Annotated in this window: 14 protein-coding genes and 1 pseudogene; 11 read left to right on the top strand and 4 right to left on the bottom strand. The window is 74.6% G+C overall.

What is annotated here, in order from left to right:
- Nucleotides 1-122 precede the first annotated feature (122 nt).
- Nucleotides 123-1016 carry a glycosyltransferase gene (locus Ae150APs1_RS02695; RefSeq protein WP_010224347.1) on the bottom strand — a complete coding sequence of 298 codons (894 nt, stop codon included), beginning with the start codon at nt 1014-1016 and terminating at the stop codon, nt 123-125.
- Nucleotides 1017-1448: 432 nt separating this feature from the next.
- Here Ae150APs1_RS02695 and Ae150APs1_RS02690 point away from each other — a divergent pair, with 432 nt between their 5' ends.
- From Ae150APs1_RS02690 to Ae150APs1_RS02665, 5 genes are all read left to right on the top strand, one after another.
- Nucleotides 1449-2633 (top strand): glycosyltransferase family 2 protein, encoded by a 1185-nt coding sequence (locus tag Ae150APs1_RS02690; RefSeq protein ID WP_256385568.1) that lies wholly within the window; start codon nt 1449-1451, stop codon nt 2631-2633.
- Between the two features lie 126 nt (nt 2634-2759).
- Nucleotides 2760-3137: a hypothetical protein gene (locus tag Ae150APs1_RS02685; protein WP_139316786.1), complete on the top strand. Its 378-nt coding sequence runs from the start codon at nt 2760-2762 to the stop codon at nt 3135-3137.
- Nucleotides 3138-3259: 122 nt separating this feature from the next.
- Nucleotides 3260-4804, top strand: coding sequence for a hypothetical protein (locus Ae150APs1_RS02680; protein ID WP_139316785.1), 1545 nt, complete (start codon nt 3260-3262; stop codon nt 4802-4804).
- Nucleotides 4801-6903 carry a hypothetical protein gene (locus tag Ae150APs1_RS02670; RefSeq protein WP_083703236.1) on the top strand — a complete coding sequence of 701 codons (2103 nt, stop codon included), beginning with the start codon at nt 4801-4803 and terminating at the stop codon, nt 6901-6903. Before Ae150APs1_RS02680 ends, Ae150APs1_RS02670 begins: the two co-directional genes overlap by 4 nt.
- Nucleotides 6900-7211, top strand: a complete 312-nt coding sequence (locus Ae150APs1_RS02665) for a hypothetical protein (protein ID WP_075295537.1) — start codon at nt 6900-6902, stop codon at nt 7209-7211. Before Ae150APs1_RS02670 ends, Ae150APs1_RS02665 begins: the two co-directional genes overlap by 4 nt.
- Nucleotides 7212-7290: 79 nt before the next feature.
- On the opposite strand, the gene Ae150APs1_RS02660 is transcribed toward Ae150APs1_RS02665, so the two are convergent.
- Nucleotides 7291-8763, bottom strand: coding sequence for an NAD-dependent succinate-semialdehyde dehydrogenase (locus Ae150APs1_RS02660; protein ID WP_010226856.1), 1473 nt, complete (start codon nt 8761-8763; stop codon nt 7291-7293).
- Between Ae150APs1_RS02660 and Ae150APs1_RS02655 the strand changes: the two genes are divergently transcribed.
- Nucleotides 8762-10027, top strand: coding sequence for an acyl-CoA dehydrogenase family protein (locus tag Ae150APs1_RS02655; RefSeq protein WP_349289868.1), 1266 nt, complete (start codon nt 8762-8764; stop codon nt 10025-10027). The genes Ae150APs1_RS02660 and Ae150APs1_RS02655 overlap by 2 nt on opposite strands.
- Nucleotides 10027-11079, top strand: a complete 1053-nt coding sequence (locus tag Ae150APs1_RS02650; RefSeq protein ID WP_075295533.1) for an acyl-CoA dehydrogenase family protein — start codon at nt 10027-10029, stop codon at nt 11077-11079. The genes Ae150APs1_RS02655 and Ae150APs1_RS02650 overlap by 1 nt, the downstream gene beginning before the upstream one ends.
- A 252-nt stretch (nt 11080-11331) precedes the next feature.
- Here the strand turns inward: Ae150APs1_RS02650 and Ae150APs1_RS33220 are convergent, their stop codons facing one another.
- Both Ae150APs1_RS33220 and Ae150APs1_RS33215 read right to left on the bottom strand, forming a co-directional pair.
- Nucleotides 11332-11496 carry a hypothetical protein gene (locus Ae150APs1_RS33220; RefSeq protein WP_249266183.1) on the bottom strand — a complete coding sequence of 55 codons (165 nt, stop codon included), beginning with the start codon at nt 11494-11496 and terminating at the stop codon, nt 11332-11334.
- A gap of 60 nt (nt 11497-11556) precedes the next feature.
- Nucleotides 11557-11640 (bottom strand): annotated as a pseudogene (locus tag Ae150APs1_RS33215) (pyridoxamine 5'-phosphate oxidase family protein); the annotation flags it as partial.
- A 437-nt stretch (nt 11641-12077) separates the two neighbouring features.
- On the opposite strand from Ae150APs1_RS33215, the gene Ae150APs1_RS02640 reads away from it, so the two are divergent.
- The 4 genes from Ae150APs1_RS02640 (at nt 12078) to Ae150APs1_RS02625 (ending at nt 18421) form a co-directional block, all read left to right on the top strand.
- A complete protein-coding gene (locus tag Ae150APs1_RS02640) occupies nt 12078-13217 on the top strand; it encodes an ornithine decarboxylase (protein WP_075295531.1) in 1140 nt (379 codons plus the stop codon).
- Nucleotides 13218-13281: 64 nt separating this feature from the next.
- On the top strand, nt 13282-14601 hold the full coding sequence (gene speD, locus Ae150APs1_RS02635) for an adenosylmethionine decarboxylase (RefSeq protein ID WP_249266182.1): 1320 nt from the start codon (nt 13282-13284) through the stop codon (nt 14599-14601).
- Between the two features lie 372 nt (nt 14602-14973).
- The gene (locus tag Ae150APs1_RS02630; protein WP_139316784.1) at nt 14974-15930 is read left to right on the top strand and encodes an SGNH/GDSL hydrolase family protein; all 957 of its coding nucleotides are present in this window, start codon (nt 14974-14976) and stop codon (nt 15928-15930) included.
- 802 nt (nt 15931-16732) lie between these two features.
- Nucleotides 16733-18421 carry an FUSC family protein gene (locus Ae150APs1_RS02625; protein WP_075295526.1) on the top strand — a complete coding sequence of 563 codons (1689 nt, stop codon included), beginning with the start codon at nt 16733-16735 and terminating at the stop codon, nt 18419-18421.
- Nucleotide 18422: the final 1 nt, after the last annotated feature.

The raw sequence follows: 18422 nt of genomic DNA, 5'->3' as shown, positions 1-18422 counted from the left end.
CCCGGCCGGGTGAGGGGATTGAACGCGACACGGGTGCTGCTGCACAGAGCTGGCAGCAGGTAAGGACCTGCATGTCCGGAATGTCCCCTCGGGACCTGCCGGAACGGAGAGTGCGCAGGGCCCTACCGGGCCGAGGCCGCCTCCTCCTGCTCGGCCATGAGCTTGTCGTCCTTACGGGCGGCGATCCGCGAGACCCGGAACAGCGCCTTGCGGCGGGCACGGCCGAGCGGGAGCGCGATCCGGCCGATGCGGACGTCGAGCGGGCGGACGTCGAAGGTGCCGGACTCGCCGAGCTCGTCGATCAGCTGCTGCTGCTCGTCGGAGATCTGCTGCTCGTACTCCGAGGACACCGAGCCGCGGGCGATGCGGAACGCCGCGAGGGTCTCCGGCACGCCGAGGAAGTCGCCGTACTGAAGCAGCCGCATCCAGAGGTCGAGGTCCATGATGAACCGCCGGTCGGCACGCCAGCCGCCGGCCGTCACGAACTGCTCCTGCCGGAACAGGACGTTGCCCGGCTCGCCGATCGGGTTGGCGCCGTTGCGGATGACGCGACGGGCCACCTCGCTGCCCGAGTGCAGCCCGACGAGTCCGGCGCCCAGCCCGCGCCGGGGCACGAGGACGCGGCTCTGCTCGTCGATCATGTGCCGGCGGGACGCGACGAGGGCCAGCGACGGGTCGTCGCGCATCGGCGGCACCTGCAGCTCCAGGCAGCGCGGGTGCAGCAGGTCGTCGGCGCACACGAGCTTGACCAGGGGAGCGCGGCACAGCTGCACCGCACGGTTCCAGTTCTCGCCCTGCGACAGGGTCTCGCGGTTGCGCTCCACCCGGATCCGCGGGTCGCGGAACGACGTCGCGATCTCCCAGCTGCGGTCGGAGCTGTTGTTCTCCAGCACGACGAGCTCGAAGTCCCGCCAGGTCTGCTCCAGGACGCTGCGGATGGTCTCCGCGAGGTAGCTCTCACCGTTGTAGACCGGGATGCAGACGGACACGCTGGGCAGGAAGCCGCCGGGCCTCATCGGGTACCTCGCGGGATCGGGGACAGGACACGGACCGATCACGGTACCCGCCGGGGGACCACGTCCGGACGGCGGCGGCCGGGAACCGGCGACGGTCGCCGGGCGGGAGACGAAGGTCGACCCACCGCCCGTCCGTTCGTCGTGATCGACTGGCCGTTCGTCGGTAATTCGGCGTACGGCCCGCTACGCAGCGGCGTACGGGCGGTCCCGGGGACCACCGAACGGCGCACCGTCCGTACTATGAGGCGCTGTGTCCACCGGGTCGGAGCGCCTGCGGACGGCTCGTCGCGCAGCGGCGCTACGCCGTCCGGATGACACCCGCTGCGGTACGGGTCACGTAACGCAAGCGGCGGGGGCGCAGATAAGCCCTATGCCCCCCGTTGTGGGGGAACGCCACGATCCGGTGCCGCTGACGCCGCCGGACACCACCACATGCACGCCGAACCGCGCGCGCCCAGACCGATCGATTCGGGGGAGAGACCGGTGAACAAGCGCCCTGACCACGGAACCCACCGTCCGGACAGACCACGGGTGTCGGTGATCGTGCCGACCCGTAACGAGGCCCGCAACCTGGAGATCGTCCTCCCGGCCATCGCCGCCGTGCGGCCCGCCGTGCACGAGGTCCTCGTCGTCGACGGGAACTCCAAGGACGGCACCGTCGAGACCGCCCGGCGCGTCCTGCCCGGTGTGCGGATCGTCCGCCAGACCCGCAAGGGCAAGGGAAACGCCATGGCCTGCGGTTTCGCCGCGGCCAACGGTGACGTCCTGGTCATGTTCGACGCCGACGGCTCGGCCGACCCGCAGGAGATCCCGCGCTTCGTCCAGGCACTCGTCGAGGGCGCCGACTTCGCCAAGGGCAGCCGCTTCGCCAAGGGGGGCGGCAGCGACGACATCACCCTGCTGCGCAAGAGCGGCAACGCCGGTCTGAACCTGGTCGCGAACACGCTGTTCGGCACCCGCTACACCGATCTCTGCTACGGCTACAACGCGTTCTGGGCGGACATCCTGCCGCAGCTGGAGCTGCCGGCGGTCGACATGCCCCCGCACCCCGACGACGGCATGTACTGGGGCGACGGGTTCGAGATCGAGACCGTCCTGAACTGCCGGGTCGCCGCCGCCGGTCTGTCGATCACCGAGGTCCCCTCGAAGGAGCGGGAGCGGATGTTCGGCGAGACCAACCTGCGGACCTTCGCCGACGGCACTCGGGTCCTGCGCACCCTGGCCGCCGAGCGCCGCCGGGCCGGGCGCGAGCCCGGTGCCGCCGCCGCGCTGCCGGCCGCCGTCACCCCGCCCGCCGGGCACCCGGTGGCGCCGCAGCCGGGCCGGACCAACGGTACGAACCCGGCACCGCCCGTCTCCGGAAGCGCCCCGCCCGCCGCTGCGCCGGAGCGTCCGCGCCCGGCCCCGCGGCCGGCGGAGGCCGACGCGCCGACCCTGCCGCCCTACCGTCCGCAGCCCTCGTCGCAGCCGGTCGCCCGTGATCGCCGTGGTCAGGAGGCCGGTGCGACCGGTCTGTCCGGCCGCGCCGCCGCGGCGCCGGGTGGCGCGGACCGGGACGGGACCGCGCGTCCCGACCCGGCCGGCGTGCGGTACGCATGGGGTGAAGAGGCGTCCTGAGGACCGGTCCCCGGGCCGGACCAGGCCCGGTGACCGCAGACCCGTGACCGTGCGGGTCCTACGACACACCACCGGCGCTCGTCCGATCGGACGAGCGCCGGTCATCGGAGGAAGGGGAGTGCCGCGGTGAGCGTGCCGTCCGCAGCAGAGCTGACCCGGGCGAGGACCGCGCGTCGCTACGTGGCGATCCTGCTCGTGGCGGCGGGGGTACTCGCCTGCGTGCTCAACATCGCGAACGTCAGCGGGGGCGGGCTCGGCGAGTTCCGGCTCCTGCTGACGATCGGCTTCCTGCTGCTCGGTCCGGGGTGGGCCGCCGCGGGCTTCCTGCGCCGCGCGCCCGCCGCACACGTGTGGCTGCTGACGCTGGGCGTCGGGACCGCCGTGACGCTGATCGGCGGGCAGCTGATGGTGAGCCTCGGGCTCTGGTACCCGAGCGTCGCCCTGTTCGTCGTCACCCTGCTCAGCATCCCGTTCCTGCTACGGCACGCGGTGGTCGCACAGTGAGGCCGGTCGGGCCGGCGCACACCCGCCTCGGTGCGGGTGCCGCCGGTCCCGGCCCGGCCTCCGGTCCCGAGCGGAACCCGGCGGTGCCGGGCCGGCACGCCTCCGACTCCGGGACCCGTGCGATGCCCTCCCGTCCGACGGGCGGCCCCGGCCCGCACGACCCGTACGCGGACCCGACGACGCGGGCGCTGCCCACCGCGGCGGGTGCACCGGGCCCCGACACCGGCCCGGACGCGCCGACCCAGCGCCTCGAGCCCGCCCGCGAACGCGTGCGGTCGCGCGAGCTCTCCGAGCAGCGCACCGAGTACATCCCGCTCGTGGGCCTGCGCGGCCCGGGCGAGAACCCGCCGCCACTCTCCGACCACGGCCCCGACACCGACGGCGACGACGGTGGGCACGGGAAGAACGGCGGGATCGGCGACGGGATCGCCCTCACCCTCTGCTCCGGCTTCGGCTCGGTCGCCGGCCTGCTCGGCGTCCTGATCGCGGCGCGGATCATGCCGCAGGAGGAGGTCGGCCGGGCCTCGGAGTTCGTGTCGGCGTTCCAGCTGATCGGCGGGATGGCCCAGCTCAACCTGGGTCTCGGCCTGATGCGCTGGCTGCCCGGGGCGGGCCGGAGATCGGTCCGGCTGACCTTCGGCGCGTTGCTGCTGATCATGCCGTTGTCCGGCCTCATCGGCCTGGTGTACGGCGTGATCGTGCCGCGCATCGCCGAGACCGCCGGTGGCGGGAGTCTCGGGCTCGGCCTGCTGGTTCTGGTGCTGACCTGCGCGGGCTGGGGCGTGTTCGTCGTCCACGACTTCGTCATGGTCGCGATCGGGAAACCCTGGGTCGCGGTCTGGCGGAACGGGACGTTCGCCGTCGTCCGGATCGTGCTGCTGCTCGCGCTCGGTGCCTCGCTGCACTCGCAGGCGATGGTCCTGTCCTGGGCGATCCCGGTCGCCCTCTGGGTGGCCGCCGGCACCGCGATGCTCTGGTACATGACGCGGCGGTTCGCCGCGGCCGGCGGTCCCGGCATCGTCCCGAGCCGTGCCGAGGCGATCGCGTTCCTCGCCCCGACGGCCCTGGCCCAGTGCGGGAACGCGCTGCTCTACAACCAGGTGCCGCTGTTCGCGAACATCCGCATGGGCAACGAGATCGGCGCGGTGTTCTTCATCTGCTGGCAGGCGGTGACGGTCATCGACCTCGCCGCCACGTTCTTCACGAACTCGCTGGCCGTGCAGACCGCGCGGGAGCCGCACCGGGCCGACGAGTTCGCCCGGCTCGCGCGGCGTCGCATGCTCCTGTTGTTCCTGCCCGCGCTCGGCGTGGGAGCCGTCCTCGGCTACCCCGTGCTGTCGCTGCTGGGCGAGGGCTACGCGGCCGGTGCGCCGGCCCTGGCCGTCCTGATGGCCGGCCTGCTGTTCCGGCTGCTCGTCGTGTTCGAGCTGGCCCGGCGCCAGGCCGACGGCGACGGCATGGGCTACGCGAAGATCCAGTTGCTCAACACCGGACTGGTCGTCGTCTTCGCCGGCCTGGTCCCGCTGCCCGACCCGGCGACCACGTCCGTCAGCATGGTCATGCTGCCGATGGTGCTGGGCTATGTCGGCGCACAGGTGCTGTGCGCCCTCGCTCTCAGATTCGTCCCGGCGTGGAACCGCCGGCCTTCCACGGAGGTGAAGTCGTGACGTCGGAGACCCGCCGGACGGGCGGCCCCGACCCGTCCGCCCGGTCCCGCGGCGAGCAGGGCCGGGCCGGTCGGACCACGCAGGTCGAGGAGAGCCCGAGCGAACGGACGCAGTTCGTCGCGCCGCCCGGGCCGGACTCGCCCACGACGGCCGTGCGCGGACCCGTTCCGCGCCCGGGTGGCGACGGGCCGGTCCCGCCGCCGCCTCCCGGCCCGGGTGGGCAGCCCCCGCCACCGCCCGGGCCCACCGGGCCGGTCGGCCCGTTGTGGACCTGGGCCGCGCCGGTGCTGGCTGTGCTGGCCGTCGTGCTGCTGCCGCTGGCCGCCGCGACGACCGACCTGTCGGACATGGGCGGCTGGGGTCTCGCCCCGGTCCTCAGCCCGCTGGCCTGGGTCGCGTTGCTCCTGGCGATCGCCTGCTGCGTGGTCGAGCTGTGGTCGCCGCGGCCGCGGATCCCGATGCTCGGCGCCGCGACGGGTGTGCTCGTCCTGTGCTCGACGGGCATGCCGTCGGTCGTGGAGCCGCAGGCCCGGTTCACCACCGCCTGGCTGATCTCCGGCTTCGTGGACGCGGTCTCGGCGAACAACGGCGTCCCGCCCACCGGCGTCGACGCCCGGTTCTACTGGCCGGGGTTCTTCGCCCAGTGGGCCTGGTTCCGTGACGCCGGCGGTGCGGACCAGCTGGACACGATCCTGCGCTGGTACCCGCCGGCCGTCACCGCGGTCTGGGCGATCGGCGTGTACGCGCTCGCCCGCTCGATGCTGGGCGGCACCCGCGCACCCTGGGTGGCCGCGTGGCTGTTCATCGGCCTCAACTGGATCGAGCAGGACTACTTCTCGCCGCAGGCCACCGCGATCGTGCTGCAGCTGACCGTCCTGACCTTCGCGCTCGGCCCGCTGGCGACCCGCCGGGTCGACAACGCCGGCATCGGCGGCTGGCCACGGTCGCACCGCGGTGCGCCACCGCTACCCCGGTGGCGGCGCTGGCTGGTCAGCGCGATGACCCCGCCGAACAGTCCGACGCTGCCGCCCCGGCAGCTGCTGCTGATCTTCTTCTGCGCCGCGCTCTGCGTGATCGCGGTCGCCCCGACGCACCAGCTGACCCCGTTCGCGATCATCGGCCAGCTCGTCGTGCTGGCGCTGGTCGGCCGGTTCCGGGGCCGGGGCCTGGTGTTCATCGCGATCCTCGCGGTCACGGTGTTCATCCTGATCGCGGCCCGGGACTTCTGGATGACCCAGATCAGCATGATCATCGGCAGCAGCGACGAGGGTGGTGCGCTCGCGGCCGGCGTCACGGACCGGCTGCAGGGCGACACCGGCCAGATCGCGGTGAAGTTCATGCGGGCCGGCATGACCGGCCTCATCTACCTCATCGGGTTCGCCGGGGCCTGGGTCTACTGGAAGCGGCGCCGCGACCTGGTGCCGATCCTGCTGGCCGTCATCCCGATGGGCATGGCCGCGGTGCAGAGCTACGGCGGCGAGCTCTTCCTGCGCATCCTGCTGTTCGGCCTGCCGATCCTGACGATCCTCGCGGTCGACGCGCTGCGGGCGTTCGTCCGGGTCGACCGCGCCCGGGAGAAGCTGCTCGCGGTCGCGATGGTCGCGGTCTTCGGGCTGCTGATCCTCATCCGTGGTGGCAACGAGGCCTACCTCGACGTCACCACCGAGGACGTCCAGATGACCCGGCAGGCCTACGACCAGGCTCCACCCGGGGCGACCGTGCAGCCACTGTCCACCATCGGCCCGTACGCGCTGGAAGGCGTCGGTGAGCACAACAACATGGCCTCCGGCGGTGAGGGCTGCGCGATCCTCGCGGCGGACGAGTTCCGGTGCATCGACCAGGTGCAGCCGCAGACGATCCTGTTCTACGGGTCGATCGAGAAGCAGGGGGTCGTGCTGAACGACCGTCAGCCGGGTTGGACGATCGCGATCCGCGACCAGCTGATCGCCTCCGGCCAGTACCGGGCGACCTACGAGAAGGGGTTCAACGCCGTCCTCGTCCGCAACGAGGTCGCTCCGGCCCCGGGTGTCCCGGCACCGGCCCCGCCGGCCGGGGACGCCCCGGCACCGGCTGCAGGGGAGGAGGTGCCGGCCCCGTGACCGGATTCGCACTCACCTGGATCGTGTTCGCCCTGGTGCTGGCCCTGTTCGGGGCCCGTGCCTGGGTGGTGGAGACCAACCGCGGTCGGCTGAGCACCGGAGGTGCGGCCCAGCGGAGCATGACCGTCGCCGTCGTGGGGTCGGTCGTGCTGCTGGCGGTGATGCTCGTCCTCAACGGCGGGGTCGAGCTGGTCCAGCTCGTCATGACCGGGCACACCGACATCACCGCCCCGGCCGAGCCCCTCCCGGGGCAGGACCCGGCCGTGCCGGTGCCCCCGGGCGGGGCGCCCGCTCCTCCGGCGAACTGACCCGCCGCACACCACGAGGCCCGTTACCCGAACTCGGGTACCGGGCCTCGTCGTCCCCGGGTCCGCGGACCCCGGGGGATCAGCCGGAGAAGCCGATCGCCACGTACTTGGTCTCGAGGAACTCGTCGATCCCGACGTTGCCGCCCTCCCGGCCGAGCCCGGACTCCTTGACCCCGCCGAACGGTGCCGCCGGGTTCGACACCAGGCCGGTGTTCAGGCCGATCATGCCGCTCTCCAGGTTCTCCGCGATGCGCAGCGCCCGGTTGATCTCACGGGTGTAGACGTAGTTGACCAGGCCGAACTCGGTGGCGTTGGCCGCGTCGAGTGCCTGCTGCTCGGAGTCGACGACCGTGATCGGCGCGACCGGCCCGAAGATCTCCTCGTGGTTGAGCCGGGAGTCGGCGGGCACGTCGGTGAGCACGGTGGGCGGGTAGAAGTAGCCCGGCCCGTCCTGGGCCTTCCCACCGAGTGCGACGCTCGCGCCGTTCGCGACGGCGTCGGCGACCAGGTCGGTGACCTTGTCCCGGCCCTTGGCGTCGATCAGCGGCCCGACGTTGACGCCGTCCTCGGTGCCCCGGCCGACCTTCAGCGCGCCCATCCGCTCGGCCAGCTTGGTCGTGAACTCCTCGACGACGCCGCGCTGGACGTAGAACCGGTTGGCCGCGGTGCACGCCTCGCCCATGTTCCGCATCTTGGCGACCATGGCGCCCTCGACGGCGGCGTCGACGTCGGCGTCGTCGAGCACGATGAACGACGCGTTGCCGCCCAGCTCCAGCGAGCTGCGCAGCACCTTGTCCGCGGCCTGCTCGAGCAGCTTCTTGCCGACCGGGGTGGAGCCGGTGAAGGAGATCTTGCGGGCGCGGCCGTCGCGGATGATCGGCTCGATCACGGCGCCGGCGTCGGTCGCGTTGATGACGTTGAGACCGCCGTCGGGCAGGCCGGCATCGGCGAGGACCTGGGCGAACGCCAGCATCGTCAGCGGCGTCTGCGGGGCAGGCTTGATGATCGACGCGCAGCCGGCCGCGATCGCCGGCGCGATCTTGCGGGTGCCCATGGCGAGCGGGAAGTTCCACGGCGTCACGAACACGCAGACACCGACGGGCTGGCGGATCGTGAGGAACCGGGTCTGCCCGTTCGGCGCGACCTGGTAGCCGCCGTCGATCCGGACGGCCTCCTCGGCGAACCAGCGCAGGAACTCGCTGGCGTAGACGACCTCGCCGCGCGCCTCGGCGACCGGCTTGCCCATCTCCAGGGTCATGAGCAGCGCCAGGTCGTCGGCGCGCTCGTGGAGCAGCTGATAGGCCCGGTAGAGGATCTCGCTGCGCTGCCGGGGCGGCAGTGCGGCGATCCCCGGCTGGGCGGTGTGCGCGGCGGACAGCGCGTCCATGCCGTCGGCCGGGGAGGCGTCGGCGACCTCGGTCAGCACCTCACCGGTGGCCGGGTCCTCGACCTTCGCGGTGGCCCCGTTCGCGGCCGGTCGCCACTGCCCGCCGATGAACAGCCCGGTCGGGACGGCCTCCAGAACCCTGCGCTCGTCAGCATTGGTGGTCATGGCCGCAACGTACCCCGGTGAGAAGCGGCATGGACACCGGCGAGCCGCGCCGTCGTGGGTGATGATGGCGGTCGTGGCAGGAGCAACGACGACGCTGACCAGACTGCCGGAGCTGGTGCCCGACCCGGTGGAGCTGCCGGGGCACCTGGCCGGCCTGCGGGCCGAGGTCCGGGAGTTCCTCGACGCCGAACGCGCGGCCGGGGCGTGGACCCCGCGGGCCGACGTGTGGCTCTCCGGCTGGGACGCCGGCTTCTCGCGACGGCTGGGGGAGCGCGGCTGGCTGGGCATGACGATCCCGGCGGAGTACGGCGGGCACGGCCGCTCCGCGCTGGAGCGCTACGTGGTGACCGAGGAGCTGCTCGCCGCCGGTGCCCCGGTGGCGGCGCACTGGATCGCCGACCGGCAGATCGGGCCCTCGCTGCTCCGGCACGGCACCGAGGAGCAGCGCCGGGCGTTCCTGCCCGGCATCGCCCGCGGCGAGGTCTACTTCGGCATCGGCATGTCCGAACCGGACTCCGGCTCCGACCTCGCGTCGGTACGGACCCGGGCGGAGAGGGTCGACGGCGGCTGGGAGCTGTCGGGCACCAAGGTCTGGACGTCCGGTGCGCACCACGCGCACGCGTTCTTCGCGCTCGTCCGCACCGAGCCCCGCGACGACGGCAACCGGCACGCGGGATTGTCGCAGTTCCTGGTGGAGCTGGACCGGCCCGGCGTCGAGATCCGGCCGATCCCGCTGCTCACCGGCGCGCACCACTTCAACGAGGTGCGGTTCGACCGGGTCTTCATCCCGGACGAGCGGGTCTTCGGCGAGCTGGGCAACGGTTGGGCGCAGGTCACGGGCGAGCTCGCCTTCGAGCGGTCCGGGCCGGAACGCTTCCTCTCGACCTACCCGCTGCTCGCCGCGCTGGTCAGCGAGCTGACGGCCCGCGGTGACGTGGACGCGGGCACCCGCCGGCGCATCGGTTCGCTGGTGTCCCGGGTCTGGACGCTGCGGTCGATGTCGCTGGCCGTCGCCGGAGCCCTGGAGTCGGGGGAGGCCCCCGAACTGGCGGCGGCCCTGGTGAAGGACCTCGGCACGCGCTACGAGAACGAGATCGTCGATGCGTCCCGGCTGCTCGTCGACGTCCCGCCGGATCCCGGCGCCGAGGCCGGTTTCGCCCGGCTGCTGGCCGACGCGGTGCTCCACGCACCCGGCTTCACACTGCGGGGTGGTACGAACGAGGTCCTGCGCGGCATCGTCGCGCGGGGGATGGGACTGCGCTGATGGCACGCAACGCCGAGCTGGCCGAGCTGGCGGAGTCGATCTTCGCGGACTCGTACGACAAGGACGCCGCCGGATTCGACGCCGCGGCCTGGAAGGCGTGCGCCGGGTCCGGGCTGACGACGCTCACCGCCCCGGACACGGGCGGCACCCTGGACGACGCCGCCGTCCTCCTGGAGGCGGCCGGGGCCTGGGCGGCGCGGATCCCGCTGGCCGAGACCGACCTGCTCGCGGGATGGCTGGCCCGGGCCGCCGGCGTCACCGTGCCCGACGGGCCGCTGACCGCGGTGGTCACCGGGCCCGCCCCCGGAGGATCCGGGCCCGGCGGGACCGCCGGGGGGACGCTGACCTCCACCGGTGACACGGTGTCGGGCACCCTCACCCGGGTGCCGTGGGGGCGGTCGCTCGCCGCGGTCGTCGTCCTGGACGAGGACCGGGTGCTGGTGCTGGACACCTCCGCCGCCGCGGTCACCGAGGGCGTCAACCTCGCCGAGGAGCCGCGGGACACTCTGACCCTGACGGGCGTGACGCCGCTCGCGTCCGGTGCGGCGCCGTCGGGTGCCGCGGAGGAGCTCGCGCTGCGCGCCGCGCTGGCCCGGTCGCTGCTGCTCGCCGGTGCCGCCCGCGGGGCGCTGGCCCGGGCGATCGGCTACGCCGGGGAGCGGCAGCAGTTCGGCCGTCCCATCGGGAGGTTCCAGGCCGTGCAGCAGATGCTCGCCGAGGCGGGCTCCGAGGTCGGCGCGGCGTCGGCCGCCTCCGCCGCCGCGGCCCGCACCGCACAGAACGCGGGGTTCGCCGACCCGGCGACCGGGTTCGCCGTCGCCGCCGCGAAGGCCCGGTGCGGGGAGGCCGCCACCGCGGTGGCCCGGATCGCGCACCAGGTGCACGGCGCGATCGGCTTCACCCGGGAGCACGACCTGCGGCTCGTCACGACCCGGCTCTGGGCGTGGCGCGACGAGGACGGCGACGAGTCGTACTGGACCGACCGGGTCGGCACCGCGGCCCTCGCCGCCGGCCCGGACGACCTGTGGCCCCTGGTGACCGGCCGCCCCTGACCCACCGCGCTGCCACCGCCCTCGCCGCCACCGCCCGTCGCTCCCGCTCCTCGGGCCGCCCGGCTCGTGGCGCTCACCAGATGCGTGTCCGCTCGCCCGATCGCGTGAGCATCGCCGCATCCGGTGAGCGTCTCCGGGACAGCGGTCCGTGAGTGAGTGGTCCGCGGATGGGCGGTGCGGGGTGGGCGGTGGTTCGGGAGGGGCGGGCGTCGGTGGGTGGCTCGGGGTGGCTCGGGGCCGGTTCTGTGGCGCTCAGGCCTGGGCGAGCTTGCGGAAGTCCCAGCTGCTGATCTTCTCGGGGCGCAGCCGCAGCCACGCGTGCCGCCCGTCGATCAGGACGTGCCCGCCGGTGTAGCGGTCCGCGAAGCCCTGCTCGACGCGCTCCAGCTCCGGGTTCGGCTCCCCGGTCCGCGGCACCTCGCCGACGATCTCGACCGAGCCGCGCAGCTCGACCCCGCGCAGCTCGTCGTAGGCGTGCCCGGCGTCGACGACGACCGCGATCCGCGGGTCCCGCTCCAGGTCGGTCCACCGCTGGGACCGCGACAGCGAGGTCAGCCACAGTGCCCCACCGTCGGCGCCGTCCCAGAGGTACCAGAGCGGGGTGGCGTGCGGGCCGTTCGTGCCGTTTGGTCGCCACCCGGCAGGTCCGCTCCCCGGCGAGGAACGCGGCGACCTCCTCGGGGGTCATCGCGATCTTCCGTGCGCGGCGTTGCGGCTTCGGTGCGGTCATACCCCGAACCTAGATCACCACCGGCCGCCCCGAGCGTTGCGTCCGGGTCCGCCGGACCGCCCGGGTGTCACGCCCGACGGGTCGTCCGGCTCACCTGGACGGTCGACGGCGGACGTGGGGCGGACCCGGTGCTCGGCGGATGCGCCGGACGGTCCGGCGCCGGCCTGCGGGAGCAAAGGCCCCGCCCGATGGTGACGGCGCCGGCGGCCGGCATCCGCGCGGCGCCCCGCCCGCGCCCGTCCGGAGGGCCCGGGAGAGCATCGGGACCGTGCTCAGCCCCGGTCTCGAGTCGATCCTCGCGCGCCTCCGTCCCACGCCCTTCCTCGCGCTCGACCCGCAGGTCGTGCGGGAACGGCACGCCGCGCTCGCCGCGGCGTTCGGCGACGCGCGGATCCTGTACGCGGTGAAGGCCTGCCCGGAGCCCGCGGTCCTGCGGGTGCTGGCCGACGCCGGTGCCGGGTTCGACGTGGCCTCCCAGAACGAGATCGCGCTGTGCCTGGCCGCCGGCGCCGACCCGGCCTCGCTGCAGCACGGCAACCCCGTGCGCGGTCCCGGCGCCGCGGCCCGCGCGGCCGCCGACGGGGTGCGCCGGTTCGTCACCGACAGCGCCGAGGACGTCGACGCCCTCGCCGCCGAGGTCCCCGGGGCCCGGGTGCAGGTCCGGCTCTCCGTCGACGACGCCGGGTCGGCCACCCCGTTCCACGGCAAGTTCGGGGCGCTGCCCGGCGAGGCTGTCGCGCTGCTCCGCCGCGCGGCCCGGCTCGGGCTGGAACCGGCAGGGGTCACGTTCCACGCCGGGTCGCAGCAGACCCGCCCGGCGACCTACGCCGAGGCCGTCGCCGTCGCCCTCCGGACGGCCGGACGGGCCGGACTGCGCCGTCCCGAGCTGGACCTCGGTGGGGGCTGGCCGGTCACGTACCGCGCGGACGTCCCCGGGCCGGGCGAGTACGCGGCCGCCGTTCGTGCCGCGGTCGCGGGCGCGATGGCCGCCGGGCACGTCGACGGCGCGGACCTGCTCCTCGAACCGGGACGCGCGATCGCCGGCCCCGCCGGGGTGCTCCGGGCGACCGTGCTGCGGGTGTCGCGCCGGCCCGGCATCGACCACCGTCGCTGGGTCTACCTCGACGTCGGCCGCTACCAGGGCCTCGCCGAGACCGAGGGGGAGGCGATCGGCTACCCACTTCGCGTGCCGGGCCGCAGCGGGCCGGACGGGCCGTGCGTGCTGGCCGGCCCCACCTACGACGGCGACGACGTCATCTACCGGCGGACCCCGGTGGCGCTGCCGGGTGACCTCGCCGCGGGCGACGTCGTCGACCTGCTGCACGCGGGCGCCTACACGTCCAGCTACGCCTCGGTCGGCTTCAACGGGTTCGGCCCGCTCGACGTCGTCGTGGCCGGGACGGCATGAGGCGTGCCACCGCCCGGCGCGCAGAGGGGGCACACGTCCCGCCGGGCGTTTAACGTGTCCGGACGTGTCACTCTCGACTTCGCCGACCCCGCCCGCGCCGTCCGAAGCGGCCGGAGAGCTCCATCCGAGCGTCGCGCTCACCGGATCGGAGAGTCCCGCGCTGCCGAGCACGGCGTCACCGGTGGGCCGGCACGTGCTCGCCGAGCTGGGCGGCATCGCGCCGGCGGTGCTCGACGACGTCGACCGGCTCCGTACCGAACTCGCCGGCGCGCTGACCGAGGCCGGTGCCCAGGTCCGGCAGATCGTCACCGAGCGCTTCGAGCCGCAGGGCGCGACCGTCGTCGCCGTGCTTGCCGAGTCGCACGCGTCGATCCACACCTGGCCCGAGCACGGCGGCATGCACGTCGACGTGTTCACCTGCGGTGAGAGCGCCGACCCGGTCGCGGCCGTGCGGAACCTCGCCGCGCGGGTGGACGCGTCCGACACCGCCCTGCAGGTCGTCGACCGCGGCGGCGCCCCGCGCACCGTCACCGAGCCGATCTCCGACGACCTGACCCGGCGCTGGCAGCTCGGCACCGTGCACCACGTGTCGCACACCGGGTTCCAGAAGGTCGTCGTCGCCGACACCGCGCACGGCGTCACCCTGTTCTGCGACGACGAGCGCCAGTCCGCCGAGCACACCCAGCTCACGTACCACGAGGCGCTCGTCTGGCCGGGCGCGCTGCTGGCCCGCACCCTGGACCGGGTGCTGATCGTCGGCTCGTCCGAGGGCGTCGCGTCCGAGATGGCCGTCGCCGCGGGCGCCCGGCACGTCGACCACGTCGACATCGACACCGAGGCCGTCCGGATCTGCGCCGAGCACCTGCCCTACGGCTACACACCCGAGACGCTCGCCGCGGCCGAGCGCGGTGACGGCCCGGTCCGGCTGACCTACGCCGACGGCAGGCGGTTCGTTCTCGACGCGACCGAGCACTGGGACCTGATCCTCGTAGACCTCCCCGACGAGCGGCCCGACGAGCCCGACGCCCAGATCAACCGGCTCTACGACGAGGAGTTCGTCCGGGCCTGCTCGCGGCGGCTGACCGAGGGCGGCGTGCTCGTGTTCCAGGCCGGCAGCCCCGCCGTCTGGCGCGACGCGACCCTGCACGCGGCCTGGCAGCGCTTCCGGTCCGTGTTCGGCGAGACCGGCGGGCGCGGGGTCTACATCGGCTGCGAGGAGCACGAGTGGGCGTTCCTGGCCGGGGTCCGCGAGCCGCTCGACGACCCCGGTGCGACGGCCGCCGCCCGCCTCGCGGAGATGCCCTCGCGTCCCGCCCTGTGGGACGAGGTGTCCCTCCGCCACCGGCTCGTCGCGCCGCTGGCGCTGCGCCGCCTGGGGGAGTGAGCCGAGCACCCCGCCGCTCCGCCGCCTCGGCCGCCCGGCCGCCCGTTCCGCGGCCCGGGGCACCCCGTCGCCCGGTGCCGCACCCCTCGCAGCGGGTGCGGCACCCGGGTACGGGGTGCCGGGCCCAGGGAAGAGGTGCGGTGGCCGCGGACGGGGTGCCGCACGCGGGGACGTGTGCCGCGCCCAGCACGGGGCGCGCGGCCGGGGAGGAGAGCGCGTCCCGGTCACCGTTGGCGTACGTGGCGTAACCGCGGCTCCCGATGATCGTTGGGCGGGACAGGCCGGTGCGGTGAGCTCCGGTCCCCCCCACGACCGGAGGTCCGAGAGCTCGTGCGCCGTCCCCGTCCCGCCCGGTGGCTCGCCGTGGCGACCATGACCCTGCTGAGCTCGGCGGGGATGGGTGCTCTCGCTCCCGCCCAGGCGGAGGCCCCGACGACGTTCGCCGAGACGACGATGTCGGCGCGCAACCTGGACACGGCCCCGGTCGGGCGCTACGTCGCCCTCGGCGACTCGTACGCGGCCGGGCCGCTCGTGCCGCTGCAGACCGGGCAGCCCGCCGGGTGCCTGCGCTCGGACCACAACTACCCGTCGGTGCTGGCCCGCTCGGCCGGCTTCGCGGACTTCACCGACGTCTCGTGCAGCGGCGCGACCACCGAGGACATGACCGCCGCGCAGGAGGTGAAGCTCGGCCCGAACCCGCCGCAGCTCGACGCGCTGGACGGCTCGGAGTCCCTGGTCACGCTCACCATCGGTGGCAACGACATCGGCTTCGGCGAGATCATCCAGGAGTGCGCGACGCGGTCGTCGACGAACCTGCTCGGCTCCGCCTGCAAGGACTTCTACACCGAGGGCGGTGACGACCAGCTCGCCGCGCGCATCGACGACGCCTCCTCGAAGGTCGCCGACGTGCTCTCCGAGATCCGGGACCGGGCGCCCGCCGCGCGGGTCGCCGTCGTCGGGTACCCGTCGATCCTCCCGGACACCGGCCCCGGCTGCTACCCGGTCGCGCCGTTCAGCGCCGGCGACACGGCCTACCTACGGGACACCGAGAAGCTGCTCAACGGGATGCTCGCCGAGCAGGCCGCCGAGGCGGGCCTCGACTACGTCGACACCTACGGCCCGACGGTCGGCCACGACATCTGCCAGCTCCCCGGCGTGAAGTGGACCGAGGGGCTCGTCCCGACCTCGCCCGCGGCACCCGTGCACCCGAACGCGCAGGGGATGCGGGCGATGGCGGCCGCGACCGGCGCGGTGATCGGCGTCCCGGTGGCTGCGCCGTCCTCGCAGCCGGTCCCGGCCGAGGCCGCGGCCGCCCGCACGAACGGCTGACGATACCCGGTCCACTGTCGGGGCGGCGTGTCAGACTCGCCGCCGTGAGCGGGTGGACGAGCGGGCAGAGGCCCGCGTGGTGGGCCGAGCTGCGCTCCCGGGCGGCGGCCGTCGATCCCGGGCACACCCGCCTGCACCTCGCGTCGGTGGCGACGGCGTCGATGATGACCGCCGCGCTCGTCATGAGCGGGCTGCGGGCGCTCACCGGGCAGCCGGTGACGATCGTGCTGTTCGCCGTCGTGCTGGCGATGGTCGGCAACCTCGCGGTGAACGAGCCGGAGCTGCGCCGCCGCCGGGTGACGACGGCGCTCATGGTGCTCCCGGCCTGCGCCTCGGCGACGCTCTCGGCGCTGTTGTCCGGGCACCGGGTCGTCGCGGACGTCGTGTTCGTGCTGGTCATGATCGTGGCCGTCGCGGTCCGGCGGTGGGGCCCGCGCGGCGTCGCCCTCGGCATGGCCGCGTTCATGCCGTACTTCTTCGTGCAGTTCCTGCAGGCCGGGCCCGCCCAGCTGCCCTACCTGCTGGCCGGCGCGGTGGTCGGCATCGGCAGCACGTTCCTGCTGCGCTGCGTGGTGTTCACCCGCCGGGTCGAGGTCGTGCTCGAGGCGCTCGTGCGGTCCTTCGAGGCCCGCCTGCACGTGCTGCTGCTGGCCGCCGTCGACGTCCTCGAGGAGCCGGGGGCGGTCTCGCCGACCCGGATCTCGATCCGCTGCTCCGTGCGCAGGCCCGGCTCAACGCGACGGCGCTGGCCGTCGCGGACCGCCTCGACGACGCCGACGACGACCCGGCCGCCCGGCGTCCGGTGTACCTGCCCGGCGGCGCCCGTCCCGGCGGACCGGACGACGCCGAGACCGAGATCGCCGGGCTGCGGCAGTGGATCGTCGACTCCGAGCTGGCCGCCGAGCGGGTCGCGATGTCGATCCGGCGGACCGTCGAGCATCACGACCCGATCCCCGGCCCGGACCGCGAGGCGCTCGCGGCGGGGGTGCGGGCGCTGGCCGCGGCGACGGCCGTCGGGACCCCGCGCGCGATCGCCGCGAGGCTCTACCAGGAGGCTCGGGAGGCGGTCGGCGAGATCGTCGGACGGCCCGGTGGCACCGGGGCGGAGGCCCGCGAGCAGCGGATCGGGTTCGCCGTGCTCCGGCTCGCCGACGCCGTGCAGTCCACCATCGAGGAGGCGTGGCGGGGGATCGCGCGGCGCCGCGACGCACCCGGGGAGGACCCCTCCGACGACGACACCGGGGGCGCGGGCCTGCAGGGCGGGCCCGAGCTGCACACCCGGCAGGCGGTGCAGGTGGGCGTCGCGACCAGCCTCGCGATCGTCGTCGGCGAGCTGATCTCCCCGGCGCGCTGGTACTGGGCGGTGATCGCGGCGTTCGTCGTGTTCGCCGGTACCGCGAGCCGCGGTGACGTCCTCAGCCGCGGCTGGGCCAGGGCGGTCGGGACCGCGGGCGGGGTGGTCGCCGGGATGCTGCTGGCGCTGCTCGTCGCCGGGAACCTCGTCGCCAGCCTCCTGCTGCTCTTCGCCTGCGTGTTCCTGGCGCTGTACCTGGTCCGGATCTCGCAGGCCATGATGGCGTTCTGGATCACCGCGGTGCTGGCGCTGCTCTACGGCGTGATCGGCCAGTTCAGCGTGGAGACGATGCTGCTGCGGGTCGAGGAGACCGTGGTGGGCGGCGCGCTCGGCATGCTCGCCGCCTACCTGATCCTCCCCACCCGGTCCCGGACGGCGTTCGCCGAGGCGCTCGACGACGCGCTGACGGCCGTGGACGTCTCGCTGCGGTGCTCGGTGGACCGGGCGCTGGGCCGGCCGGGGGAGAACCCGCTGGAGAAGGCGCGGGAGGTCGACGAGGCCGTCGCCACCGTCCGGGAGCGCGCCCGGCCGCTGGAGGACCCGGTCGCCCGCAGGCCGCTGCGCCGCGGGGTGCACCACACCGTGTGGGTGGTCGGCGCGCTGGACCACTACACCCGGCTGCTCGCCGCGCAGGCCGCCGTCGCACACGTCCCGGAGTGGGCCACGAGCCTGGACCCGGCCACCGACCGGGTCCGGCAGAACGTCGACGGCCTGCGCCGGATCCTCGTCGACGGCTGGGGCCCGGCGGCCCGCCGCGAGCACGCCCCGGGCACGAGTCCCGCCGACTACGGCGTCGGGTCCGCCGAGGACCTGATCGACGCCGCGGAGGCCGACGCGGCGTCCTCCGGTCCCGCGACCGGCCGGACCGGCGGGGCGGTGGACCCGTTCGGCGCGCTGCCCGCGGGCCACGGTGCCACGGACACCGCGGGCTGGGTCGCACCGGCCGATCCGCGGACCCGCGACAGTGCCGCCGGCGCCCCGCCCGGGGACCGGCTCCGGCGGCTCGCGGCCGCCCGGCTGCTGGGGCGGATCGACCAGCTCGCCGTCGGGCTCGCCCGGGAGCTGAGCGGCGGGACCCGGCACGAGGCGCCGGAGCCCCGGACCGGGACCGACGGGACCCGCAGCGGCCCGGGTTAGG

It is taken from the genome of Pseudonocardia sp. Ae150A_Ps1, from assembly GCF_001932315.1.
In the GTDB taxonomy this organism is placed as follows: domain Bacteria; phylum Actinomycetota; class Actinomycetes; order Mycobacteriales; family Pseudonocardiaceae; genus Pseudonocardia.
Note: the sequence above shows the minus strand (reverse complement) of the source record. Positions and strands in the feature narration are given on the sequence as shown.